This is a genomic window from Sorangium sp. So ce362 (assembly GCF_051519845.1).
Classification (GTDB): domain Bacteria; phylum Myxococcota_A; class Polyangia; order Polyangiales; family Polyangiaceae; genus Sorangium.
The window spans coordinates 8314872-8338171 of record NZ_CP150332.1 but is presented as its reverse complement, the minus strand read 5'-3'; the positions used below and the strand labels follow the sequence as shown (position 1 = coordinate 8338171).

The following is a 23300-nucleotide window of genomic DNA, read 5'->3' as shown; positions in this document are numbered from 1 at the left end:
GGCCCGCCTACTTTAGCGAGTCCGCCTCCGGGAAGGCAATGACGGCGCACCACCCCATGGCGGGCGGCCCGGACCGCAACGTCTCACCGGCCGCCGGCAGCCAGCGCCGGGCAAGCACCGGGCGGGCCAGCCTGCCGGCGCGGCGGCAGGGGCGCGTCCCTGCGCGGCCAGCCGCCCGCAGCCCGCCGGCGGGACGCGGCGGCGCCGGGCCCGCGCGCAGCCGCGGCGGAACATCGCGTCCGTTGGGCGATCCGCCGGCGACCCGCCCGGGGGCCGCGGCCTTCGTGACGCGCAGCGGGCTAATGGCCGCCTCCCACGGGCCGGAACGGGTGGAGGAACGCCGAGAGCGCCCCCGGGTTCCGGGTCTGCAGCCAGAGCCGCCCGTGCCCCTGGAACTCGCAGACGAGCCCCTCGCCGGACAGGAACAGGCCCTTCAGGCCGGCCAGCTTGCGCACCTGATACCGCAGGCCCTCGGTGAACGCGAGCAGGTGTGTGTTGTCGCAGATATATCCCTCGTGCTGGCGACCGACGTCGATCGCGTGGATACCGCCGTAGCTCGAGAACCAGATCAGGCCCTCGCCATAGGCCCGGAGCAGCGACAGGCCGCCGGCGAAGAAGCCCTTGGCCCCCTGCCACTTCGTGTCGAGCGTGATGCCGGGCGTGGAGGCGAGGTAGGCGCCCGACTGGAGGAAGACCTCCATCCCCGAGCGCAGCACGATGCGCTCGACCGACCCCTCGGGCGCCGGCGCGAGCCGCATCGACTGCATGGGCGCCGTCGCGGTGAAGGTGTTCTGGAAGAGGCTCTCTCCCGCCGTCAGCCTGCGCTTGAGCGCGCTGGCGAGCCCCCCTTGCAGGCTCGTCTTCATGTCGATGGCCGCGTCGCGCGCCACCATCGCGCCGCTCTCGGCGATGATCTGCTCGCCGGCGTGCTCGAAGGTCACGTGGAGGACGCCGAACTCGGGGTTGTCTCGGATCTCGTCGCGCACGCCGCCCCCTGGATCTCTAGGGTTGCCGCGGGGCGAGCCGCGCGCCGATCGCCGCGCCGTACCTGCCGGCGTTGCGCGACTGGACCCACAGGCTGCCGCGCCCCTCGACGTGGCAGACGAGGCCCTCGCCCGAGAGCCACGTGCCGAGCCACGTCGACGTGTTCTTGTCGATCCGGCAGGAGAGCGTCGACTCCCACGCTGCGAGGTGGCCCGTGTCGACGACGACGTGGCCTTTCACCGGGAGCTCCTCGAGCGCGCCGAAGGCGCCGATGATCATCTGACCTTGCCCCGCCGTCTCGAGGGCGAAGAGCCCCGCTCCCGAGAAGAAGCCGCGCAGGCCGCCCGAGCGCGTCTTCACCTCGACCGCCGGGCTGGACGCGACATACGCGCTGCTCTGGACGCACCATTGCCTGTCGCCCACCTCGAGCACCGCCATGTCCCCCGAGAGCGGCGTCGCGAACAGCACCTCTCCGCCGCCGCCCTCGGCGGCGAACGCGTTCCGGTAGAACGACTCTCCGGCCAGCATCCGCTTCAGGCCCGACATGATGCCGCCCGCCTGCGTCTCCACCCGCACGTTGGTCGACATGCCCACGAGCGCGCCGCTCTCGGCGATCACGCGCTCGCCCGGCGCGAGCCAGCACTGCGCGAGGGCCTGGGAGGGACGGTAGAGGAGATTCACCTGCATCGGACGAATGTCTCCGTCGCCCGCTCAGGGCGGGAGCAGCGGCGCGAGCCAGCCCACGAGCGCGCCGGCGCTGCGCGACTGGATCAGCACGCGGCCGCGGCCGGTGAACTCGCACACGACACCTTCGCCGGAGACCATGAGGCCCATGAGCCCGCCGCCAGGGCTCCTGATCTTGAGCGCGAGGGACGCGTCGAACCCGACGAGGTGCCCGCTGTCCACGACGAGCGACCCGTCGCACGGGAGCTCCTCGATCGCGCCGTAGCTCGTGATCCAGAGATCGCCGACGCCGGAGGCCTTGATGAAGAAGATGCCCTCCCGCGCGAGCACGGCGCGCAGCCCACCCCAGCGCACCTTCACGTCGATGTCGCCCGCGCTCGCGAGGTACGAGCCCGCGCTGAAGAGCATCGTCTCCCCCTGGAGGGGGACGTGCCTCACGCGGCCGCTGAGCGGCGGGGCGAGCCACACCCACCCGCCGCCCTCGGGCGCCTCGATGTGGTTCACGAAGAACGTCTCGCCGCCCGCGAGCTTCCGGAGCAGCGCGATGACGAAGGCCTTGAGCCGCCCGAAGAGCCCGGCCCCGCGGCCCGCGTTGAGCCGGACGATCGTCCGCAGGCTCGGCGAGCGCGCGACCATCGCGCCCGCCTCCGCGAGCAGCGCCTCGCCCGGATCGAGGCTGACCTCCAGCAGCGAGGACGACGGCTCATGCTTGGTGCGATGCTGCATTCGTCCACCTGCGGGGCACGTACATATAACGGACCCACGCCGGAAGCGGAAGCGGGAAGAAGGTGCAAGGAGGTGTGTCGGGGTGAGCGGAGCGCGGCGAATTTCATGTTTTCTGTCCAGCGGCTCGCTCGCGCTGACTTCTACCCTTCGGCGTGGGTAGACTGAGCGCGTGAGCGACAGGCGACTTACGGCCTCCGAGCCGACGTCCCGCGCGGAGCCGCGCAGCGAGAGCCAGGGCTCCGGCTTCGTCGCCGCGCCCCAGCGCATCGCCGGGCGCTACGAGATCCTCGGCCTGCTCGGCACCGGCGGCATGGGCAGCGTCTACCGCGTCCGCGACGTGGAGCTCGACGAGGTGGTCGCCCTCAAGATGCTGCGGCGCGATCTCGCCAGCACGGCCGGGATGATCGAGCGCTTCCGGCAGGAGGTGAAGCTCGCGCGGCGCGTGACGCACCGGAACGTCGCGCGGACGTTCGACTTCGGCGACCACGAGGGCGAGAAGTTCCTCACGATGGAGTGCGTCGAGGGCGAGTCGCTGCACAGCGTCCTCGCGCGGACCGGCCCGATGCCGACGCAGCAGGCCATCGGCATCGGCTGCTCCCTCTGCGACGGGCTCGGCGCCGCGCACGCGGCGGGCATCGTGCACCGCGACCTCAAGCCCGAGAACGTGCTCCTCGACAGGAGCGGGCGGGTCGTCATCACCGACTTCGGCATCGCCCGCACCTCGTCCGGGCCGAGCGCCGGCGAGTCGGCGGGCTTCGTGCTCGGCTCCCCCGCGTACATGTCGCCGGAGCAGCTGACGGGTGAGCCCGACATCGACGCGCGCACCGACATCTACGCGCTCGGCATGATCCTCTTCGAGTGCCTGACCCACCGGCGCGCGTGGCCGGGCGCCGGCGCGATCGCCGCCGCCATGTCCCGGCTGCGGTCCCCGCCGCCCGACCCGCGCTCCGTCCGTCCGGACGTCCCCCTCGTCGTCGTGGACGTCGTCCTGAGGTGCATGGCGATCCGGCGCGAGGACCGCTACGCCGGCGCGGCCGAGGCCCACCGCGCGCTGCTGCTCGCGCGCTCGCGGGTGTCGATCGCCCCGCAGCCGGCGCAGTCGCTCGTCTCGGCCATCGCCGCGTCGACGGCCACGGCCGCGCCGACCGCGCCGCAGCCCGTCGAGCAGAGCCCGACCCGGGTCGCCGCGTCGGCCGAGGCGATCACCGCGCCGCAGCCGCGGCTCATGTCGCCCACGCTCTCGGCGCCTGTGCTCACGCCCGCGCCCGCGCCGGCGCCCTCGTCCGCGTCCTCGCCGGCGCTGAAGACCGTCGCCGTGCTCCCGTTCCGCAACGGCGGCGCCCCGGACGACGACTACCTCGCCGACGGCTTCACCGAGGACCTCACCGACACCCTCTCGATGACCGCGGGCCTCAAGGTGCGGCCGCACGCCGCGGTGTCCCGGGTGCGGCTCGACAACCGCGACCCGCGGGACATCGGCCGCGAGCTCGGCGTGCAGGTCGTGGTCGAGGGGTCGATCCGCCGCACCGGCGGCGCCAGCCACGGGCACGACGGGCCGCGCTCGCAGCCTCAGGCGCCGTACTCGCGGCCGGGGTCACGCCTCGCGCCCGCCGGCGTGCGCGTGACCGCGCGCGTCATCAGCGTCGAGGACGGGTTCCAGCTCTGGGCGAAGCGGTTCGACAGCTCGCCCGAGGCGCTGCTCGCGGTGAGCGACGACGCGGCGAGCGCCATCTCCGGGGCGCTCACCGTCGACGCCGCCAGCCGCGACCGCGAGGCGCCGAGCGACCCGCGCGCGATCGACCTGTACCTGCGCGCGCGCCACCAGCTGCGGCACCTCTGGTACGGCGACGCCGCGCCGGCCGTGGCGCTCTTCGAGGAGGCGCTGTCCTTCTCGCCGAACGACCCGAACATCCTGTCCGGCTACGCCGTCGCCTCGGCGCGGCTGATGGCCGCGCGGGGCGACGGCAGGGCGCAGCTCGCGAAGGCGCAGCAGGCCGCCGAGCGCGCGATCGCGCAGGCCCCCTCGCTCGGCGAGCCGTGGGTGGCGCTCGCGACGGTCCGCTTCAGCGCGAGCGACCCCGTCGGCGCCGTGCCGGCGCTGCGCAAGGCGCTCCAGTGCGCGCCGAGCCTGGCCAAGGCGCACGAGCTGCTCGGCCGTATCCTCCTCGAGGCGGGGCTCGTCAACGAGGCGGTCTTCCGGCTCGACACCGCGCTGTCGCTCGACCCGGGCGAGCTGTTCCCGCGCTGGGAGCTCGCGCGCGGCCGCGCGCTGCTGGGGGACTGGGCCGCGGCCGGCGCGCTGCTCGACATGCCGACCGAGGACCCGTCGAGCCGCTTTCACAAGGCGATCATGCGCGCTCGGTTCGGGCTGTGGCACGGCGCTCCGTTCTCCGTCGACGAGCTGCCGCACGGGATGGATAACGTCCCCGTCCAGTACGCGCGCCTCTACCGCGACGTGCTCGCGACGTCGCGGCTGTCGGACGAGCAGCGGGCGTTCTTGCGCTCGACGGCGGACGGCTCCGAGCCGGGCAGCCGCCTGCGCCCGCTCTTCCTCCAGATGTACGCCGAGATCCTCGCCTTCCTCGGCGAGGACGACGCGCTCTTCCGCACGCTCGCGAGCGCGGTGGAGGCGGGGCTCTTCGACGCCCTCTGGATGCAGCGCTGCGCGGTGCTCGACCGCGCGCGGGCAGACGCGCGCTTCGCCCCGCTCCGCGCGCGGGTCGAGGAGCGCGCCGCGGCGGTCATCGCCGCGTTCAAGGCCTGAGCGCCGCGCGGCGCTCAGCTCCTGCGCGCGTTCTTGGCGTTCCTGGAGATGGCGGGCATCAGCACGTCGCCCTCCACGTGCCCGGAGACATCGAGGACGGTGCGCCCCTCCGCGTCGCGCCCGGGTCGCTCCCGCGTGTAGCGCTCCGCCGGGGCGGCGAGCACCACCCCGACGTCGCGCGCCGCGCCCGTGAGCTCGGCCGCCAGCGCCTCCTCGATGAGCCGGACCCGCTCGCCGCTCGTCGTGCCGGCGGGGATGGCGACGGCGACCGAGCCCAGGACGAACCCCTCGCGCGCGAGCAGCCCGTGCGGCGAGCCGGTCGTCTCCGCGAGCTTCAGCGCCACGCGCGCCGTCTCCAGGCGGTCCCGCGCGGCGGCGAGCGCCGCCGCGCCGCGGCGCAGGATCTCGTGCGCGCCGTGCGCCCGATCGCCGCGGTGCTCCTCGGCGAGCTCCGCGTTCGCCTCCCTGATCCGCGTGACCTCGGCCTCGGCGGCCGCGACCTCGGCCTCGTACTGCGACAGATCGATCGAGCTCATGGCGTGTCGTCAACCTCGGTTCGTGAACAGGATGCTCCCAGCGAGCAGCGCCCCGGCCGCCGCGGCGCCGTAGAGGCAATAGCGCGCGAGCGCCGCGTGGCCAGCCAGGTAGAGCTGTAGCCCCGCGAAGCCGGCCGCGATAGCGAGCGCCGCGTAGATGAGCTGGCGCACCCCCGTATAGACCAGCGACGCGGCCTGGGCGAGGCCGCGGACCTTCACCTCGGCCTCGCCGCGGTTGGCGCGCGTGAGGTACTTGCGCAGGTCGTCCGGGATCGTCAGCGCCTTGATCCCCATGTCCTTCGCCGCCTCGAGGGCGATCTGGGCCCAGTCGCGGCTGCCGAGGACGAAGTCCTGCAGGTACGGGCGCACGACATCCATGGGGTTGAGGTCGGGATCGAGCTGCGTGCAGACCCCGGTGAGCAGGAGGAGCGTGCGCTCGAGCAGCACGAAGTCGCGCGGCACGTGGAACGCGCCGGAGAGCTCCTTCAGGCCGATGTTCATGCGCCTGAGGTCGATCAGGCTCTCGATGCCCTTCTGCGGATCGAGCTTGATGTCCTTCAGGTTGAACGACTCGAGCTTCACCTCGTCCTGGAAGCGCTGGTGGAAGAACTCGACGACCTTCTCGCTGATGTCGACGGCGTCCCGCCGCGAGAAGAAGCGCATCTTGCGCAGCGCCTTGATGATCCCCTCCGTGTCGCGGCGGATCACGGCCTCGAGGAACTCGGGGATGCCCTCGCGCATCTCCTGGGAGAGCTCGGCGACCGCGCCGAAGTCGAGCAGGATGAGCTCCCCGCGCGGCCCGACCAGCATGTTCCCCGGGTGCGGATCCGCGTGGTAGACGCCGTCGATGAAGATCTGCTGGCAGAAGACCTGCACGATGTGGCGGGCGAGCGCCTTGCGGTCGACGCCGTGCGCGTCGAGCGCCGCGACGTCGCCCACCTTGATGCCCTCGACGAACGTCGTCGTCATCACGCGCCGCGTGCAGTAGGGCTCGATCGGCCTGGGGAACCGGACCTGCGGCTGCTTCGCGAAGTTGTCGGCGATGCGCACGATGTTCCTGGCCTCGCCCACGAAGTCGAGCTCCTCCAGGATCATCGAGCGGATCTGGTGGTAGTAGGCGTCGAGCCCCTGCACGGGGACGAACTTCGCGACGATCGCCATGATGCGGCGGATGGTGAGCAGATCGAGGCGGACGATCTCGTCGATGTCGCGGTGCTGCACCTTCACGGCGACGCGCGTGCCGTCCATGAGCCACGCCTCGTGCACCTGGCCGAGCGAGGCGCTCGCGAGCGGCTCCTTGTGGAAGCGGGCGAAGACCTCGTCGATGGGGCGCCCGAGCTCCTCGGCGATGCGCTGCTCGATCTCCTCGTAGGGCCGCGGCGGCACCTGGTCCTGCAGCCCCTCGAGCCCCGCGCGCAGCGTCGCGGGGAGGAAGTTCGCCATGATGCTGAGCATCTGGCCGACCTTGATGAAGAGGCCCTGGAGCTCGACGATCGTGCGCTCGATGCGCCGGGCGTTGCTCGCGTGGACCTCGTCCACGCGGCTCTGCGCCCAGGCGTCGCCGAAGAGGCGGCGCAGGAAGAAGAACCAGAGGTAGCTCGCGATGACGGTGAACGTCGTCAGGTAGGCGCGGATGAAGCGGCCGCTCTGCGCGGCGTTCTGCCGGAGCGAGCGGGGCTGCGCCGCGGGGCGCTGCGCCGGATGGAGCGCCGCGGGCGGCGGGGCAGCGCCCTCGCCGTCGGACGGACTCGGCGCGCCGTCGGACGGACTCGGCGCGCCGCCGGATGGACTCGGCGCGCTGACCGCGCCGCCGGACGGCCACGTATCGTCCGCGGCGTCGGGCGGCCTCGGCGCGCTGTCGGGCTCGAGCTCCACCGCGCCGGGGCGCAGCTCGCCGGGCGCGCGCGCGGGCTCGGCGGGCGAGCGGAGCGACCCGGAGGACGGGCCCAGCGGTTCGGAGGCGGCGCCGTGTGACACCGCGGCAGCCTAGCATCGCCCGGCGTCAGCCCGCGAAAACGCGGGCTCGATGCGGCGCGCCGTCGCCTCCTCGCGTCATCGCGCGCGCGCCATGGCCTCCGCGATCGCGTCGTAGACGGCGGGTCGCGCGCGGCGGATCGCGTCGGATGCGCGCGTCGGGTGGACGCGGTTCGTGAGCAGCACGCCGACGAGCTCGGCGTCCGGGTCGATCCAGAGGCTCGTCCCGGTGAAGCCGAGGTGGCCGAAGGTCCGCGGGCCGAAGCGGGCGCCGGCGCTCGGCCTCTCGCCGCTCTTGCCGTCGAACCCGGCGCGCAGCGACCCGCCCGGCCGCGGCTCGATCAGCCGCCGGACCTCCTCGCGCGAGAGCCACTCCGGCCGCTCGCCCGCGAGCGCCTCGAGCAGCGCGACCCCGAGCCGCGCCACGGACATCGCGTCGCCGAAGAGGCCCGCGTGCCCGGCCATCCCGTCGCGCGCGATCGTCCAGGCGTTGTCGTCGTGCACCGCGCCGCGGATCATTCCCCCGCGGAACCCGACGTCCTCGGTGGGGACGACGCGCTCGTCGAACCGCGGATCGCGGCGCCGGAGCCGGCGCGGCGGCGCGACCGCGAGCCCGAGGGGGCCTGTCACCTCGCGCGCGACGACCTCGTCGAGCTCGGCCTCGCCGCGCCGCGCGACCGCGGCGCCGAGGAGCAGGTAGCCGAGGTCGCTGTACACAGGCGGGAACCCGCCGTCGGGAGGATCGCCCGCGCACGCCTCGCGGCGCCCGTCCGCGCAGGCGAGCAGCGCCTCGAGCGGATCGATCGGCGCGCTGTCGCCGGGCGGGTGGAGCGGGCGGTGCGCCTCGAGCCCGGCCCGGTGCGCGGCGAGGAGCTCGAGCGGCACGCGCGCCGATCGCGTGCCCGCGAGCTCGGGGAGCGCCTGCCCGAGCGGCTCGTCGAGCCTCAGCTTGCCGGCGCGAACGAGCCGGGCGAACGCGAGCGCGGTGAACGGCTTCGTCACCGACGCGAGATCGAAGATGGCGTCGCCCGTCGCCGCGGGCGGCGTCGCGCCGCGCGCGCCGGCCGGCGGGCTGTCCTCGAACCACAGCCGTCCTGCGGCGCCGGATCCGTACCGGACGTCGTTTCGCGTGCGCACCGCGGCGGCGACGCAGGCGCAGGGCGCGGCGCGGTGCTCTTCGATCGCGATCGCTGCGATCGGCGTGAGATCGACGAGGGCCATGGCCGAGGATGAAGAGGCTCGTGCACCCTTGTCAAACGAGCTCTGGCGGTGGGCCGGATGGGCCCGGAGAAACGCCGAACAATCCCCGAAAGATCCCCGAAAAATCGAGGAAAGATCGAGCGGTGCGGTCGGTCCTGCTTCAGGATCTCGCCGTGGCTTCTCCCCCGAGCATCGACTCCCGCGCCGCCGTTGCGGCGCTCGCTGCGCTCGCGGCGAGGTACGACGATCGCCGCCCCGATCGCTGGGCACAGGTCCCCGAGCCGCTCGACGCCGCCATCGAGCGCGACGTCGAGCTCGCCGAGGCCGGGCGCGTGGCGCGTGCGCCGCTCGTGACCGAGCTCGCGCGCCGCTTCGAGTTCCCGGCGCGCTACCTCGACGCGATCCTGCTCGTGCCGCGCGAGCGCTTCGTCCTGCCGGAGGACGTCGCGGCCTCCGCGGACGACACGCCGTTGCCGCTCGACCGTGCCGGGCACGCGACCGTGAGCGCGCCGCACGCGTACCTGCTCACGTACAGCCTGCTCGGCCTCGTGCCCGGCGATCGCGTGCTCGAGCTGGGCACGGGCACCGGCTACGGGGCGGCGCTCGCGCGGCGCATCCTGGGCCCGACCGGGCACGTCACCTCGATCGAGATCGACCCTGCCCTGCACGCGCGCGCGGCGCGGCTCCTCGGCGCGCGGCCGGATCGCCGGGGCGACGACGAGGCGCTCGCGAGCAGCGGCGCCGGCCCTTCCGACGAGGGCGCGAGCGTCACGCTGCTGTGCGGCGACGGGCGCTCGCTCGCCGAGCGGGTGCTCGCGTGCGGCCCGACGCCGCCCTCGGAGCGCTCGTGGAAGGTCGCGGTGACCTACGCGCTGACCGAGCCGCCCGCCGCGCTCGAGGAGCGGCTGGCCGACGGCGGCGTCCTTGTCGCGCCGGTCGGCGCGTGGGAGGGCCACCAGGAGCTCATGCGGGTCGAGCGCCGGCAGGGCGCGCTCCTCCGCGAGGTGCACGGCGCGGTCCGCTACGTGGCGGAGCGGGGGCAGCCCTAGCTTCGCTTCGGCCGGCGCCGGGGGTCCGTGGCGGTGGAGACGGAGGCGGGGGCTCCTGTACCCGGCGCTGATCGCGGAGTAAGGGAAGCGGCGATGCTCGCGGAAGCAAAATTCAAGAATTTCAAGCTGCTTCGAGACGTGAGGCTGCCTCTCGGTCGGCTCAACGTGCTGGTCGGCCCGAACGCCGTGGGCAAGAGCACCGTGCTGGAGGGGATGCACTACCTGCTCCAGCTTGCCTCCGCGAAGCCCGGGTTCGCGACCCTCGGTCCGGCGTCGCTCTTCTTGGGCATCTTGGGCAAGCATGCGGTGGAAGACCTTGTCGCGAAGCCGGACGCCACCGAGCTCGAGCTGGAGGCCGTCCTGGCGGACGGCAGGCGGTTCGGTCTTCGCGCAGGGGCCGTGAAGGAGGAGCCGGGACCTGAGTGGTTGCACCTGTGGTTCGGCAAGGAAGGGCAGGAGACGGAGCTCTCTCTGCCCTGCGACGACCAGGAGGAAGAACGGCTCTTCTTTCGAGGTCCCCGCGAGGCGAAGCTCGGATCGGTCGTCCGGCTCAAGCTGCACGCCGAGACGCTCGCCGCGGAGCATTACTCTGAAGAGGAGATCCCACGCGTCGGACACGACGGTGAGGGTCTGGCTTCCGTGGTGCAATACCTGCAGGGGCTGCGTGACGGAACCCTGGAAGCGATCGAACGGGATCTGGCGACCATCGTCCCCGGCGCGCAGCGTATCCGCGCGCTTCCCGCCCGCGTCCGGCGCCGGGAGAAGCAACGGATCTCCGTCGGTGGCCAGGACTTCTGGGCCGATCAGTCGCGCGACGTCACCGGCGCCCGCTTCGAGGTCGAGTGGGAAGGGCTGGGGTGGGTGCCGGCCGGCCAGCTCTCCGAGGGGACGCTGCTCGCCCTCGGCCTCATCACGGTCGTGCGCTTCGACGCGCCGCGCCTCGTCCTGCTCGACGATCTGGACAAGGCGCTGCACCCCGTTGCGCAGCGCAGGCTTGTCGCGCACCTCCGCGGCGTACTCGAGGCGACGCCCCAGCTGCAAATCGTGGCGACGAGCCACTCGCCGTTCCTCCTGGACGAGCTGCGCATGGACGAGGTCCTCGTGATGAGCCGCGGCCGTGAAGGGGGCTCGGCCCTGCGCCGGCTCGACGAGCACCCGACATCGAAAAAGCGCGGCGGATATCTCCGGCCGGGGGAGCTGTGGAGCCTCGTCGGCGAGGGATGGGTGAGCGAGGGACGAGAGTGAGCGCTGTTGGCATCGCCGAGGACGACTCGGAACGTGAGCGGCTCGCCGCCCTCCGCGGCGAGCTCCACTTCGACCCCTGCGCGAAGCCGGAGCGGCTCACCTCGAAGAACCCAGCGGATCGCAAGGACGCGAAGCGGGTCCTCACGGTGCTGACGAGCGCGGGGCGAGGTGCGGACGCGCGCTGGGCCGACGTTCCCGTCGAGCGCCTCGAAGCCAACGGCGTGGCGTGCGGCCTCGCGCGCTTCGTGCGCGAGGTGCAGGAGCGTCTCGTGCCGGTCGTGCAGCGCCGTTGAGGCGTCGCCCTTGACCTCGTGGCGATCGTTGGGCTTCCGACCGGGTGCTGCGATGCCTCGACCACGGGGCCGTCGCCTTCCCTGGTCGGTTCGAGGGCTGTGTTGTCCGGATGGGCCCATCCCGATGTCCAGATGGCCCGCCTCGATGTCCAGATGGCCCATCCCGATGTCCAGATGGCCCACCTCGATGTCCAGATGGCCCACCTCGATGTCCAGATGGCCCACCTCGATGTCCAGACGACGCGCTTCGGCGTCCTGGTGGCACACCTTTCAGGCGCGAACTGCGACGATGTGTGCCATCCGTTCACGTCGGGGCGCACCGAGCGCCATGCCGGCGCGTGCCGCTGGGCACGACGCTCCTTCCGGTTCCGCGTTCGCGTTCGCGTCCGCGTCCGCGTCCGCGTCCGCGTCCGCCCGAGCCCCCCCAGCGCCCACGTCGGACCACCCCCTCACCGGCTGGCTCAGAGAACGACCCACCGTCTTTGACCCCCGGCCTCGCCGAACTTTATCCTGGCGTCCCCGGAGGCGGGGCCGCCCCGGCGCGCCGGCTCGGCCCGCCGTGGACCCAGGGAGAAGACCGGAAGCACTATGGCGGAGTTCGTTTGGGAGGCGCGCGGCCGCTCCGGAGAGATCCGGAAGGGCACGATGGAGGCCGAGAACGAGGCGGCGGTGCAGAACCGGCTCCGCGCTCAGCAGCTGAGCCCGACCCGGGTCAAGAAGAAGGGGGCGCAGCTCAGCTTCAACCTGAGCTTCGGCTCGGGGGTCGAGGCCAAGGACCTCGTCAAGTTCATCCGCCAGTTCGCGACGATGATCGACGCGGGCCTCCCGCTGGTCCAGTGCCTCGAGATCCTGTCGAACCAGGAGCCGAACAAGGTTTTCCAGGCGGCGCTGCGGGACATCAAGAACACGGTCGAGCAGGGCGCCACGTTCAGCGACGCGCTCCGGCGCCACCCCAAGATCTTCGACGACCTGTTCGTCAACCTCGTCCAGGCCGGCGAGGTGGGCGGCATCCTCGACAGCATCCTGAACCGGCTCGCGATCTACATCGAGAAGCGCGTCAAGCTCGCGCGCCAGGTGCGCGGCGCGCTCGCGTATCCGATCGCCGTCATCGTGATCATGATCGTCGTCATGATCGTGCTGATGTCGTTCGTCATCCCGTCCTTCGAGACGATGTTCGCCGAGTTCGGGGCGAAGGACGCGCTCCCGCAGCTCACGAAGATCGTCATCGCGACCTCGAAGGCCTTCGTCACCTACCTCCCGCTCATCGTCGTGCTGACCGTGGCCGGGGCCGTCGGCGCCACCTACTTCTACCGCTCGCCGGCCGGCAAGCGGATGGTGCACCGCCTCCTGCTCCGGCTCCCGATCCTCGGCCCGGTCATGCAGAAGATCGCCGTGGCGCGGTTCGCGCGCACGCTCGGCACGCTGCTCGGCTCCGGCGTGCCGATCCTCGACGCGCTCGACATCGTCGCGAAGACGGCCGGCAACGTCGTCGTCGAGGAGGGCCTCATGTACTCGCGCCAGAAGATCTCGGAGGGGAAGAACATGGCCGAGCCGCTCGGCGAGATGCAGGTCTTCCCCGGCATGGTCGTGCAGATGGTCGCGGTCGGCGAGCAGACCGGCGCGCTCGACACGATGCTGAACAAGATCGCCGACTTCTACGAGGAGGAGGTCGACGTCGCCGTCTCCGCGCTGACGTCGCTGATCGAGCCGCTCCTCATGGTCGTCGTCGGCGGCATGGTCGGCGTCGTGCTCATCTCGATGTACCTGCCGATCTTCGATCTCGCCGGCAAGATCAAGGCGGAGTGATGTCGCCCTCGGCCTCGCCGGCGAGCCCGGGCGGCGAGGCCGTCGCGCGGCGAGACCGGGGCGGGGCCGGGCCGTCGATCGACGCCCGCGGCTCGCCGGTCGCGACGCCGCTCCCGTCCGGCGCTCCCGGCGGCGCCGAGGCGCCGCTCGCGAGCCGGCTCACCTGGCTCATCGCGCTGCGCCTCGCGGTGCTCACGGTCTTCCTCGTCGTGACCGCGGCGGTGTACCTCCGCGGGTTCACCTCCGGGGGCTTCTCCAGCATCGTCGCGCTCGTGACGGTCGCCGCGGCGTACGGCGTCTCGGGGATCTACGCGGTGTTCCTGCGCATGCAGCGCGCCCTCCGCGCGATCGCCCGGGCGCAGCTCGTGACCGACCAGATCACCTGGACCGCGCTCGTGTACATCACCGGCGGGGCCACGAGCGGCGCCACGTCGCTCTACGGCCTCACCTGCCTGACCGGGGCGATCCTCCTCGGGCTCCCCGGCGCGATCGTCGCCGCCGCGTCGGGGGCGGCCGCGTACCTCCTCCTGTGCGCCGCGCTCGGGCTGCACCTGCTCGGCGTGCCGCCGGACCAGCCCTCCGGCGCGTACGTGACGCAGTGGGGCGAGCTCCGGTACCCCATGTTCGTCAACCTGCTCGCGATCGTGGTGGTCACGCTGCTCGCGAGCTACCTGGCGGAGCGGCTGCGCGCGACCGGCGGCCGGCTCGTGCAGGCCACGGCGCGCGCGGAGCAGGCCGAGCGGCTCGCGGCGCTGGGCCGCCTCGCCGCGGGGCTGGCCCACGAGATCCGCAACCCGCTCGGCTCGATCGCGGGATCGATCGAGCTCCTGCGCACGGGCGGGACGCTCTCCGACGAGGACCGGAAGCTCTGCGAGATCATCGAGCGCGAGACGGCGCGCCTGAACGACCTCGTGGGCGACATGCTCGATCTGTCGCGCCCGCGGGTGCCGGCGCTCGAGGGCGTGGACCTCTCGTCGACGGCCCGCGACGTCGTCGTGCTCGCCGCGCGCTCGGGCCGCGGCGGCGACGTCGAGGTCCGCTTCGAGGGGCCGCCGTCCGCCCCGGTGATCGCCGACGCCGCCCAGATGCGCCAGGTCGTCTGGAACCTCGCGCGGAACGCGATCCAGGCGAGCTCGGCGGGGGCGGTCGTGACCGTGCGCCTCTGGCGCGACGCGAGCGCCTGGCTCCTGGAGATCCGCGATCAGGGGCGAGGCATCCCTGCTGCCGCCCGCGACCGCCTCTTCGATGCGTTCTTCACGACCCGCACGCACGGCATGGGCATCGGCCTGGCCGTGGTGAAGCGGATCCTCGACGATCACGGCTTCGCCATCGAGGTCGACAGCCGCGAGGGCGAGGGCACCGCGTTCCGGGTCCGGGTCCCGGACCGGCCGCCCGCGGCCGGGGAGCCGGAGGTCGCCGCGGAGCCCGCTCCCGCGGATGAATAGCCCGCGGAGACCGTCGTCTGCCCCTGGAGCGCGGCCCAGCGCCGGCGGATTGCCGTGTCGTTTCGCTGTGTTCATGGAGAGCAGGGACAGGACGTCACCGGGCCGCCGTGGCCCCCGTCCGACGTGGCAGGCCGCTTGCCTCGCGCATAGAGTGCGCGGACAGAGGGCGAGCGGTACAAGCGACGCGAGGCTCGCTGGCAGCCCGCAGGCACAGAAGGAGAACCCTACGTGACACGCACGATGACCCATCTCTTCGCGGCGACGTTCTCGCTGCTCGCGCTCACGCTCGGCCCGGTGGGCCTCGCGAACGCCGGGCCGGCGACGGACGTCGTCAAGGCCAAGCAGACGGTCCTGTTCGACCTCCTGAAGAAGGGAGGGGGCGAGAGCCAGAAGCAGGTCGGCTCGGTCTTCGACGAGATGCTCGACTACTCGGCGCTGGCGGAGAGCTCGCTCGGCAGCGAGTGGGCGGCCCGGACCGACGCCGAGAAGAAGCAGTTCAGCGATCTGCTCAAGCAGCTCGTCCGCAGGGCCTACGAGCGCAACCTGAAGAAGACGCTCGACTTCAACATCGAGTACACGGGCGAGACCGAGAGCGGCGGCGTCATGACGGTCAAGACGAGGGCCGTCTCCAGGAAGAACGCGCGCGAGGAGCCGGTCGAGATCGCCTTCAAGCTCGCCCAGAAGGGCGGCACCTGGCTCGTGCGGGACATCGTCACCGAGGGCGTCAGCCTGGTGGGGAGCTACCGCGCCCAGTTCACGAAGATCATCAAGAAGGACGGGTTCCCCGTGCTCATCCAGAAAATGAAGGACAAGCTCGCCAAGGGCGACCTCTGAGCGCCCGTTCCGTCACGTTGCGCTTCGCCCGGCGTGATCGCCGCTAACTCGCCTGGATCGCCGCAGGGTTGATACCCTTGGCGGGTATGGCTGCTGGACAGAGGCGCGGCCGGCCGGCGCGCGCGCTGGGCCTGTCGCCGTCGCTCCGCGCGCTCGCGCCCGGCGGCGGTGCGGCCCCGCGCCCGCCCGACGACCGACCCGTCCTCCGGCTCGCCGTCAGCAAGGGGGCGCTCGCGATCGAGCTCGGGGAGCCGTTCGCGCTCGGTCCGCTCCGCGTCACCGAGCTCGTCGTGCGGCTCGCCGGGATCCGGTTTCCGGTCGACCTCTCCGGCGGGGTCGCGCGCTTCCGGCACCGGCGCGGCCAGCTCGTCCGGCTCGCCGTCGAGGCGCAGGGGACCGAGCTCGCCGGCTGGGCCGCGCCGCGGCTCCGCGGCCTCCTCGGCGACGGCGCGCCGCAGCTGATCATCGCGCCCATCGAGGAGGGCGCGCTCGTCGCGCTGCGATCGGGCGAGGCGGCGCTCGCGTTCGACGTCGCCGTCGCGCCCGGCGAGCGCGCGCTCAGGCTCCTGCCGGAGCGCGCGCGCGGCGTCGGCCTCGCGGCCCCGCCGCACGCGCTCGCGCTCCAGGCGCTCTCGATGATGGCGGGCGCGCACGGCCGCATCGTCGAGGGCGCGATCGTGCTGGACGCCGCGGTCGAGCGGATCGTCCGCCTGCTCCTGCCCGCCGCCGGCGCGAGGGCGCCCGCCGTGGCCGGGGTGCAGTGGATGGCGGTCGTCGCGGAGGCGGGCCGCTTCCGCGCCGAGGGCGCGCTCGATGCGGCGCCTCCGGCGCTGGGCGACCGCGCGCTCCGGGCGCTCGAGGCGGCCGAGCTCGCGGGCGCCGCCGACGAGCTCGCGCTCGCGGGCGGCCTCGACGACGCGCGCCGCGCCTACCTGGCCGCGCTGGAGCGCGCCCCGCGGCACCCCGAGATCTCCTCGCGCCTCGCCTGGATCGACCTCGTGATCGGCGAGCGCGCCGAGGGGGCGCTCTCGACCGTCGTCGACGCCATGCCCGCCGTGGACGCCGGCCTCCTCGGCGGCGCGCTCCTCGAGGCGGTCGGCGATCGCGACGGCGCCTTCTCGGCGCTCGCGCGCGCCGCGCACGCGGAGCCGTACGGCCCGCTCGCCGCGCTCGCCTGGCTGCGCGCGGCGAGGCTCGCGGACGCCCTCGACGTGCGCCTCGACGCGCTGAACCTCGGCGTCGCGCGCGCGCCCGGGATCGAGGCGCTGCGCTGGGCGCGGCTCGCGGCGCGGCTCGACGTCGCCGACGTGCGCGGCGCGCTCGCCGACGCCGAGCACCTCGAGGCCTCGGCGCGCGGGGCCGAGGCGCGCCACGCCGTCTCCCGCGGGGCCGCGGAGGCGTTCCTCGCGCGGGGCCACGTGGCCGACGCGCGGGTGCTCTTCGAGCGGGCGCTCCGTTACGCCCCGGAGAGCCCCGACGTCGTCGCGGGCCTCGGGCGCTCGCTGCGGGCGGCCGGGGAGGGGAGGCGCGCGCTCGACCTCCTCGCCCGGGCGCGCGCGCTCGCCGCGCGCAGCGGGGCGCCCGCCGGCGCGCTCGACCTGGAGCTCGGCCGCGGCCTCGCCGAGATCGCCGGGGATCTCCCCGCGGCGGTCGCGCGCGTGCGGGCCATCCCGCCCGGCGTGCCGGAGGCGCTGGAGGCGCGGCTGCTCGAGGGCCGCTGGTGCGCCGAGCTCGGCGATCTCGGGGGCGCGTCGGTCGCGCTCGGGCGGCTGCGCGACGCGGTGGAGCTCGCGTTGCAGGGCCGCGCCGCCGGCGACATCGGATCCGCCCGCGCCGCGGGCTCGCTGCTCGGCGGCGGCCCCACCGCCGTCGCGGCCATGCTCGCCGAGGCCGCCGAGATCGAGGAGCGCTCCCGGGGGGACCTCCTCGCCGCGCAGCGCCACCTCGGCCTCGCGCTGCGCCTCCGCCCGCGCGACCCGGCCATCACCGCCGCCTTCCGCCGCGTCTCGGGCGAGCTCGCGCCCCCGATCGCGCCCCCGCCCGCGGCGTCGTCGAGCCCGGCTGAGCGGCCCCGCGCGACCGAGCAGCAGATCGAGGTCCACGTCCCTGTGCCGCGCCGGCGCACGGCCCCGCCCGAGCCCGTGGTGATCACCCCGGCGCCCCCTCGCTCGCCGCCGATCGTGCCTGCCCCTGTCGCCCGGGCGCCGGCCGTCGCCGCGCCGATCGCGCCGGCCGTCGCCGCGCCGATCGCGCCGGGCGACTCCGGGCTCCTCGACGAGATGCCCACGCTCGACGGCAGCGACACGTCGACCGACATGGCGCCCGTCCCGAACAGCGTCACGCTCGCGGAGGGGCAGGTGCCGCTGGCCCGCGCGTTCGGCGTCGACGACGAGCTCCTGGCCGAGCGGCTCGCGGATCGGGTCCGCGCCGATCCCACCGACCAGGGAGTGGCGATGGCGCTCGCCGACGTGCTGGAGCGGCTCGGCCGCGATCTCGATCTCCTCGCCTTGCTCTCCGCGCGCCTGGAGGAGGGGGACGAGGCCGCCCGCCTGGAGGTCGCGCCGCGGCGGCGCGACGTGCTCGCGCGGCTCGCCAGGAGGGCGCGGGCCGAGGGGCGCGACTCCGAGGCGGAGCTCTACGAGATGCTGCTCCACAGCGAGCTCACCTGACGGCGCCGGCGCGGAGCTCGCCCGGCGCCGCCGCGCGCTTGGCCCGCGCTCCGCGCCCGTGATAGCCGGATCTCCTGCGCAGCGCGCGCTGCGCCTGGAGGTGCAGCATGGCCGAGCCGGAGCAGCCGCCGAACCGCGTCCAGCAGGAGGGCTCGCCGTGCGCGTCGGGCGCCTCGCCCGCGAAGCCGGGCGGTTCGATCCTCGTGCAGAAGTACGGCGGCTCGTCCGTCGCCGACGTCGACAGGATCGGCAAGGTCGCCGAGCGCGTCGTCGCCGCGAAGCGCGCCGGCAACGACGTCGTGGTCGTGGTCAGCGCGATGGGCAAGACGACCGACGGCCTGCTCGCCCTCGCCCGGCAGGCGGCGAGCGCGGGCGCGGCCGCGGATCCTCCCCGGCGCGAGCTCGACATGCTGCTCTCGACGGGCGAGCGCGTCTCGATGGCGCTGCTCTCGATCGCGATCCAGGCCCGGGGCTTCGAGGCGATCTCGTTCACGGGCTCCCAGTCCGGCATCCTGACGAACGATCGCCATTTCGACGCCCGCATCATCGAGGTCCGCCCGTTCCGGATCGAGGACGAGCTCGCGCGCGGCCGCATCGTGATCGTCGCCGGCTACCAGGGGATGAGCTACCGCCGTGAGATCACGACGCTCGGCCGCGGCGGCTCCGACACAACGGCGGTGGCGCTCGCGGCGGCGCTGGGCGCCGAGCGCTGCGAGATCTACAGCGACGTCGACGGCGTGTACTCGGCCGACCCCCGGGTCGTCCCGGACGCGCGTCACTTGCCCGAGCTCGACTGCGCGGTCCTCCAGGAGATGGCGGAGTGCGGGGCGAAGGTCGTCTGCGCCCAGGCGGTCGAGTGGGCGCGGCGCTCCGGCGTCGCCCTCCATGCGCGCTCGACCTTCGACGCCGGCTCCGGCGCGCGGGAGACGGTGGTGCGCCGCTTCGCGCCGGGCTCGGCGTCCTCGACGCTCTCCGCGCGCGCGATCGTCGCCGAGGGCAACGTCGTCCTCGCGCGGGCTCACGCCGGGCACCGGCTCGACGAGCTCCTCCGCGCGGCCGGTGAGCTCGGGCTGGGCTTCCGTGATCTCTCCTTCGGCCACGGCGGCGGGGCGTTCGTGCTCCCGCTCCTCAACGTGCCCGACTGGCAGGGCGCGAGGCGAAAGCTCGCCGCGCTGCTGCCGTCGATCGAGCTCGTCGAGGGGCTCTCGGCCGTCAGCGTCGTCGGCGACGGCCTCACCGCGACCGCGGAGCCGCTGGCCCGCTTCGTCGAGGTCCTCGGCCGCGCCGGCATCGCCTCCCGGCTCACGGTGGCCGGCCCCCTGCGCCTCGGCGCCCTCGTCGACGCCGCGGACGCCGCGCCCGCGCAGCGCCTCCTCCACGCGTCGTTCGTCGAGACCTGAGCGCCGCGCGACGCTAGTGTTTGCGCTGCCGGGTGAGCGCGATGAGCCCTGCCCAGCACGCGATCCAGACCACCTCGCGCGACGGGTCCCACGCGATCGCGGCCGGACCGACGGACGCGGCGTCCTCCTCGGCCGCGCCGTGGAGCGTCGCCCCGATCTCGGCGACCACCGTGGGGGCGGCGTTCGACGGCACGTGGACCAGCTGCGCCCGGCGCTCGCCCTCGCGGGCGACGAGCGCGAGCAGCGGCGAGCCCTTGGGGTCGCCCGCGAAGGCGAGCGCGACGACCGCGCTCAGGCCCTCGATCACGCGGAAGTTCTCGCCCCCGTCGCGCGACACGCACAGGAGCCCGGCGCCCGACAGCGCGATCGAGCGCCCGCCCGCCGCCGCCGCGAGCCGGCCGTCGTCGGCCTCCGCCGCGCGCCGCGCCGCCCCGGACAGCGGCACGACAGGCGAGCCCTCGTCGTCGCCGCGGAGCCGCTCGAGCTGCGGGCCCCCGGCCGTGATCGTGAGCGCCACGATCACCCCTTCGCTCGCGCTCATCCGGAGCACGCCGTCCCGCAGCGCGGGCCCGGGCGACAGCGACGGGGCGCCCCGCGACGGCGACGGCGCGGCGTCGCTGCGCGGCGATCCGGGGGGCACGGCGGAGCCGGTCTCCGGCGGGACGGCGATCGCGCCGGTCGCGGGCGACCACAGCGTCTTGCCGGCCAGCACCCAGAGCCGCCCCGGCGTCGTCGCGAGCGTCACCGGCGCCCCGCCCGACCCCCACGCGCCGAGCGGGCTCGCCGTCTTCCCCCGGTCGTCGCTCAGGAGCAGGTTGCCGCGGCGCGTGGCGATGAGGAGCGCGCTGTCCGACAGCACGATCGACGACGCCGACGTATCGACGCCGGCGCGGCGCGCCGACAGCGCTCCCGCGTCGATCACGAGCACGGTCCCGCGATCGCCGCCCGCCCGGTCCGCGCGGCGCGAGCGGCCTGCCGCGCGCGGGGACGGCTCGCTCGCCAGCGCGGGCTCGGCGCCGGCGCCTCCGGCGACGACGTGGCCGCCGGCCACCGCGAGCGTGCTGCACGGGACCGCGGCCCCGGCGCCCTCGACCACGGTCCACGGCAGCGCGTCCCAGACCGGGGCCCGGTCGTCCGCGAGGTCGGGCAGCTCCGCGAGCAGATCCTCGCCCTCGTAGGTGCCGTCCTGATCGGCGTCGAGCGCGGGCAGCTCGCCCTCGTCGACGTCGTCCGACGGATCCTCTCCTGTCCCTTCCGCGCCGCCGTCGTCGCCGTGCCCCTCGCCGTCGTCGAGATCGTCGTGCTCGGCGTCGTCGTGCTCGGCGGCCTCGTCGGACAGCCACGAGCCCGCGTCGGCGTCCGCGATCCCCTCGTGGAGCGCCCCCACGTCGACGCCCTCTTCCGCGGGCTCGTCCTCCCCGCTCGCGCCCTCGTCCACGGCGAGCTCGACGCCTACCTCGAGGTCGCTCGCGTTCGCGTCGTCGAGCCCGTGCTCCGCGTCGTCGAGCGTCTGCAGGAGCTCCTCGAAGCTCTCGTCGCCCGCCGCCTCCTCCTCGTGTCCGAGCGGCGGCAGGTCGATCAGCTTGTTGTCGTGCTCGTCGTGCTCGTCGTGCTCGCGCTCATCCTCGTCGACCGCGGTCTTCGGCTGCGGCGCCGGGCACGTCTCGCGGCGCTGCTCCGTACGCTCGCTGCAGGCTCGTGAAGCTGACATCGGCGGGAGTGTAGCGCCCCTCGCGGCGCTTTCGCCCCTCGCGGCGCTTTCGCCCCTCGCGGCGCCTCCTCCACGCGCACCGTCGCCCCCCAGAGCCCGCCTGCCGCGGCGCGCGGACCGCCACCGCCGCCCGACGCCGGCCCGTGGCCCGCCGCGCCTCGAGCTCCGCTCGTTCGAAGGTGAGCGGCCCGACGATCTCGCGAAGCGTTTCGGTTGGCTCGAGAGCGGCTCGGGGTCCGCGGATCGAGGGACGACCGCGGCCTCTTGACGCGGCGAGGGCCCTGGTCATCCCCGCCCGGTATGCCTGCTGGATCCCTCCGGCGAGCGGTGCTTAGCTCCGCCGTCGATGGGCCGGCGCGACAGCAATTCAAGCCGAGTCGCCCCCGCGTCTCCGGCCGATGGGCACTTTTCGGAGGCGGGCGTGGGGCCGCTCGGGCCCGCTCGCGGCCCGCTCTCGATCGCGGAGGCGAGCGCCGGCATGCTGGTCCAGGATGTCCTGGTCCATCCAGCGGACGTCGTGTTCGTGAAGGGTATCCTCGAGGCGAGCGAGGGCATCGCGCTCCTGTTCGCGGCTCGCGGCGGTGAGATCACCCTCGCGGCGCCGCTCGGTCGGGGCGACGAGTTCGCCGAGCTCCTGCGCGATCTGGAGCAGGACATCGGCGCGCGGCGCCGCGGCGCGCAACGCTGAGGCGGGCATGACGGAGCACCGCGATCCGAGCTCGGTCGATCTCGTCCAGGACGCCTCGCTGGATGTCGCTGCGCACGACGGCGCGGCGCAGGGCCTGCCGGCGTCCTCGGGCGCGCTGCTCGATCCGCGCATCCTCGCCGCCTGGCGGGAGTGGCTGGCCGCGCTCGCGACCGACGCCGAGGCCGCCATCGCCGCGGCGCACGTGTACGGCGAGCTCGGCCCCGAGGCGCGCGAGGCGTGGCTCGACGTGCTCGCCGAGGACGTGCCCAAGCTGCAGGTCCCGACGGTCGCGATCTACGCGCCGCTGCTGTCGGTCGAGAGCGACGCGGCGCGCCGCGAGCGGATCGAGATTGCGATCGCGATGGGGGAGGGGGAGCTCGCCCCGCGTCCGGCCGGGGGCTTCGCGCTGCGCGGCATCGCCGCGGGGGGCGATCGGGTGGTGGCGCTCGTGACGCCGCTCTACCTGCGCTTCGTGCGGGTGCTCTGGTGTCGTTATCTCCCCGAGGACGGCATCACCTGGGCGCGGCACGACCCGATCGTCCGGGCGGAGGAGGCGCCCGGCCCCGGGATGCTGCTCGACGGCGCGCAGATCGAGGTGACGCCGATCAAGCTGGTCATCGAGGAGCTGTGCCATGCGATCCTCGCGCAGCAGCGCAAGGGGGCCGAGCTCCCGCCGTCGCTGCAGCTCTGCGCCGATCTCTTCGACGCGCACCTGGAGGGGGATCCGCTGCCATGAGGTCGCTGGCGCCAGTCTGCTTGCCGCTCGTGCTGCTCGCGAGCGGCTGCGCCGGCGGCGGGGGCGACGCGGTCCGGGAGCCTGCGGCGGCGCCGCAGGTCGCGGCGGCGGCCCCGGCGCGTGGCCAGGCGCGGAGCTTCTCGTACGAGACGCTCGACGGGGGCGAGATCTCCACCGCGTCGCTTGCGGGCAGGTTCAGCGTGATCGCCTTCGTCGCGACCTACGACGTGGCGTCTCAGGTGGAGGCGCGGTTCCTCGCGGGGCTGTTCCGCGATCACACGCCGCGCATCAACGCGGCGCTCCTCGTCCTCGAGGCGCCCGAGAACCGGCCGCTCGTCGAGGCCTTCGTCGCGACGCTCAAGCTCCCGTACCCGGTTGCGCTCGCGGACGCCCCGACGATCGCCGGGGAGGGGCCTTTTGCCGGGCTACACCACGTGCCGAGCGTCGTCATCCTCGACCCCGAGGGGAGGGAGGCGTTCCGACACGTCGGCCTCATCCCCCAGGAAGCGCTCGAGGAGGTCCTCCGCGGGCTGGAGCGCGAGGACGCGCGGTAGGT

The 23300-nt window shown here is 74.1% G+C and carries 19 protein-coding genes; 12 read left to right on the top strand and 7 right to left on the bottom strand.

What is annotated here, in order from left to right; all coding sequences use genetic code 11:
• Positions 1 to 299: 299 nt before the first annotated feature.
• The 3 genes from WMF17_RS32005 to WMF17_RS31995 are packed head-to-tail and all read right to left on the bottom strand — an operon-like array spanning position 300 to position 2394.
• Positions 300 to 986, bottom strand: coding sequence for a TIGR00266 family protein (locus WMF17_RS32005; RefSeq protein WP_437597012.1), 687 nt, complete (start codon positions 984 to 986; stop codon positions 300 to 302).
• A 16-nt stretch (positions 987 to 1002) separates the two neighbouring features.
• Positions 1003 to 1671 (bottom strand): TIGR00266 family protein, encoded by a 669-nt coding sequence (locus tag WMF17_RS32000; protein WP_437597011.1) that lies wholly within the window; start codon positions 1669 to 1671, stop codon positions 1003 to 1005.
• Positions 1672 to 1695: 24 nt separating this feature from the next.
• On the bottom strand, positions 1696 to 2394 hold the full coding sequence (locus tag WMF17_RS31995; protein ID WP_437644765.1) for a TIGR00266 family protein: 699 nt from the start codon (positions 2392 to 2394) through the stop codon (positions 1696 to 1698).
• Between the two features lie 169 nt (positions 2395 to 2563).
• On the opposite strand from WMF17_RS31995, the gene WMF17_RS31990 reads away from it, so the two are divergent.
• On the top strand, positions 2564 to 5158 hold the full coding sequence (locus tag WMF17_RS31990; protein WP_437597008.1) for a protein kinase domain-containing protein: 2595 nt from the start codon (positions 2564 to 2566) through the stop codon (positions 5156 to 5158).
• 14 nt (positions 5159 to 5172) lie between these two features.
• Here WMF17_RS31990 and WMF17_RS31985 read toward each other — a convergent pair whose 3' ends face one another.
• From WMF17_RS31985 to WMF17_RS31975, 3 genes are all read right to left on the bottom strand, one after another.
• Positions 5173 to 5694: a hypothetical protein gene (locus WMF17_RS31985; protein ID WP_437597007.1), complete on the bottom strand. Its 522-nt coding sequence runs from the start codon at positions 5692 to 5694 to the stop codon at positions 5173 to 5175.
• A gap of 9 nt (positions 5695 to 5703) precedes the next feature.
• Entirely contained in the window at positions 5704 to 7671 is a 1968-nt protein-coding gene (locus WMF17_RS31980; RefSeq protein ID WP_437644763.1) for an AarF/UbiB family protein, read from the bottom strand.
• Positions 7672 to 7746: 75 nt separating this feature from the next.
• On the bottom strand, positions 7747 to 8889 hold the full coding sequence (locus WMF17_RS31975; RefSeq protein ID WP_437597004.1) for a serine hydrolase domain-containing protein: 1143 nt from the start codon (positions 8887 to 8889) through the stop codon (positions 7747 to 7749).
• Positions 8890 to 9041: 152 nt separating this feature from the next.
• Between WMF17_RS31975 and WMF17_RS31970 the strand changes: the two genes are divergently transcribed.
• From WMF17_RS31970 to WMF17_RS31935, 8 genes are all read left to right on the top strand, one after another.
• Positions 9042 to 9917 (top strand): protein-L-isoaspartate O-methyltransferase family protein, encoded by an 876-nt coding sequence (locus WMF17_RS31970; protein WP_437597003.1) that lies wholly within the window; start codon positions 9042 to 9044, stop codon positions 9915 to 9917.
• 93 nt (positions 9918 to 10010) lie between these two features.
• Positions 10011 to 11162, top strand: a complete 1152-nt coding sequence (locus tag WMF17_RS31965) for an AAA family ATPase (RefSeq protein ID WP_437644761.1) — start codon at positions 10011 to 10013, stop codon at positions 11160 to 11162.
• Complete coding sequence (locus tag WMF17_RS31960) at positions 11159 to 11455, top strand: hypothetical protein (RefSeq protein WP_437644759.1); 297 nt, start codon at positions 11159 to 11161, stop codon at positions 11453 to 11455. The genes WMF17_RS31965 and WMF17_RS31960 overlap by 4 nt, the downstream gene beginning before the upstream one ends.
• Before the next feature lie 588 nt (positions 11456 to 12043).
• Entirely contained in the window at positions 12044 to 13261 is a 1218-nt protein-coding gene (locus tag WMF17_RS31955) for a type II secretion system F family protein (RefSeq protein WP_437597001.1), read from the top strand.
• Positions 13261 to 14706 carry a sensor histidine kinase gene (locus WMF17_RS31950; protein ID WP_437596999.1) on the top strand — a complete coding sequence of 482 codons (1446 nt, stop codon included), beginning with the start codon at positions 13261 to 13263 and terminating at the stop codon, positions 14704 to 14706. The genes WMF17_RS31955 and WMF17_RS31950 overlap by 1 nt, the downstream gene beginning before the upstream one ends.
• Positions 14707 to 14946: 240 nt before the next feature.
• Positions 14947 to 15540: an MlaC/ttg2D family ABC transporter substrate-binding protein gene (locus WMF17_RS31945; RefSeq protein ID WP_437644758.1), complete on the top strand. Its 594-nt coding sequence runs from the start codon at positions 14947 to 14949 to the stop codon at positions 15538 to 15540.
• Between the two features lie 86 nt (positions 15541 to 15626).
• Complete coding sequence (locus WMF17_RS31940; protein WP_437644756.1) at positions 15627 to 18209, top strand: tetratricopeptide repeat protein; 2583 nt, start codon at positions 15627 to 15629, stop codon at positions 18207 to 18209.
• Positions 18210 to 18316: 107 nt separating this feature from the next.
• Entirely contained in the window at positions 18317 to 19609 is a 1293-nt protein-coding gene (locus tag WMF17_RS31935) for an aspartate kinase (protein ID WP_437596995.1), read from the top strand.
• A 13-nt stretch (positions 19610 to 19622) separates the two neighbouring features.
• Here WMF17_RS31935 and WMF17_RS31930 read toward each other — a convergent pair whose 3' ends face one another.
• On the bottom strand, positions 19623 to 21320 hold the full coding sequence (locus WMF17_RS31930) for a hypothetical protein (protein ID WP_437644754.1): 1698 nt from the start codon (positions 21318 to 21320) through the stop codon (positions 19623 to 19625).
• Positions 21321 to 21741: 421 nt separating this feature from the next.
• Between WMF17_RS31930 and WMF17_RS31925 the strand changes: the two genes are divergently transcribed.
• From WMF17_RS31925 to WMF17_RS31915, 3 genes are read left to right on the top strand one after another with little or no spacing between them, the layout of a single operon-like run.
• On the top strand, positions 21742 to 22008 hold the full coding sequence (locus tag WMF17_RS31925; RefSeq protein WP_437596992.1) for a DUF4911 domain-containing protein: 267 nt from the start codon (positions 21742 to 21744) through the stop codon (positions 22006 to 22008).
• Positions 22009 to 22015: 7 nt separating this feature from the next.
• Complete coding sequence (locus tag WMF17_RS31920; RefSeq protein WP_437596991.1) at positions 22016 to 22744, top strand: hypothetical protein; 729 nt, start codon at positions 22016 to 22018, stop codon at positions 22742 to 22744.
• Positions 22741 to 23298, top strand: a complete 558-nt coding sequence (locus WMF17_RS31915) for a TlpA family protein disulfide reductase (protein ID WP_437644752.1) — start codon at positions 22741 to 22743, stop codon at positions 23296 to 23298. The genes WMF17_RS31920 and WMF17_RS31915 overlap by 4 nt, the downstream gene beginning before the upstream one ends.
• Positions 23299 to 23300 lie beyond the last annotated feature (2 nt).

Coding starts and splice junctions, on each gene's coding strand:
- WMF17_RS32000 (WP_437597011.1), bottom strand. CDS start 1,671: ATGCAGGTGAATCTCCTCTACCGTCCCTCCCAGGCCCTCGCGCAGTGC.
- WMF17_RS31995 (WP_437644765.1), bottom strand. CDS start 2,394: ATGCAGCATCGCACCAAGCATGAGCCGTCGTCCTCGCTGCTGGAGGTC.
- WMF17_RS31985 (WP_437597007.1), bottom strand. CDS start 5,694: ATGAGCTCGATCGATCTGTCGCAGTACGAGGCCGAGGTCGCGGCCGCC.
- WMF17_RS31975 (WP_437597004.1), bottom strand. CDS start 8,889: ATGGCCCTCGTCGATCTCACGCCGATCGCAGCGATCGCGATCGAAGAG.
- WMF17_RS31965 (WP_437644761.1), top strand. CDS start 10,011: ATGCTCGCGGAAGCAAAATTCAAGAATTTCAAGCTGCTTCGAGACGTG.
- WMF17_RS31955 (WP_437597001.1), top strand. CDS start 12,044: ATGGCGGAGTTCGTTTGGGAGGCGCGCGGCCGCTCCGGAGAGATCCGG.
- WMF17_RS31950 (WP_437596999.1), top strand. CDS start 13,261: ATGTCGCCCTCGGCCTCGCCGGCGAGCCCGGGCGGCGAGGCCGTCGCG.
- WMF17_RS31945 (WP_437644758.1), top strand. CDS start 14,947: ATGACCCATCTCTTCGCGGCGACGTTCTCGCTGCTCGCGCTCACGCTC.
- WMF17_RS31940 (WP_437644756.1), top strand. CDS start 15,627: ATGGCTGCTGGACAGAGGCGCGGCCGGCCGGCGCGCGCGCTGGGCCTG.
- WMF17_RS31935 (WP_437596995.1), top strand. CDS start 18,317: ATGGCCGAGCCGGAGCAGCCGCCGAACCGCGTCCAGCAGGAGGGCTCG.
- WMF17_RS31930 (WP_437644754.1), bottom strand. CDS start 21,320: ATGTCAGCTTCACGAGCCTGCAGCGAGCGTACGGAGCAGCGCCGCGAG.
- WMF17_RS31920 (WP_437596991.1), top strand. CDS start 22,016: ATGACGGAGCACCGCGATCCGAGCTCGGTCGATCTCGTCCAGGACGCC.
- WMF17_RS31915 (WP_437644752.1), top strand. CDS start 22,741: ATGAGGTCGCTGGCGCCAGTCTGCTTGCCGCTCGTGCTGCTCGCGAGC.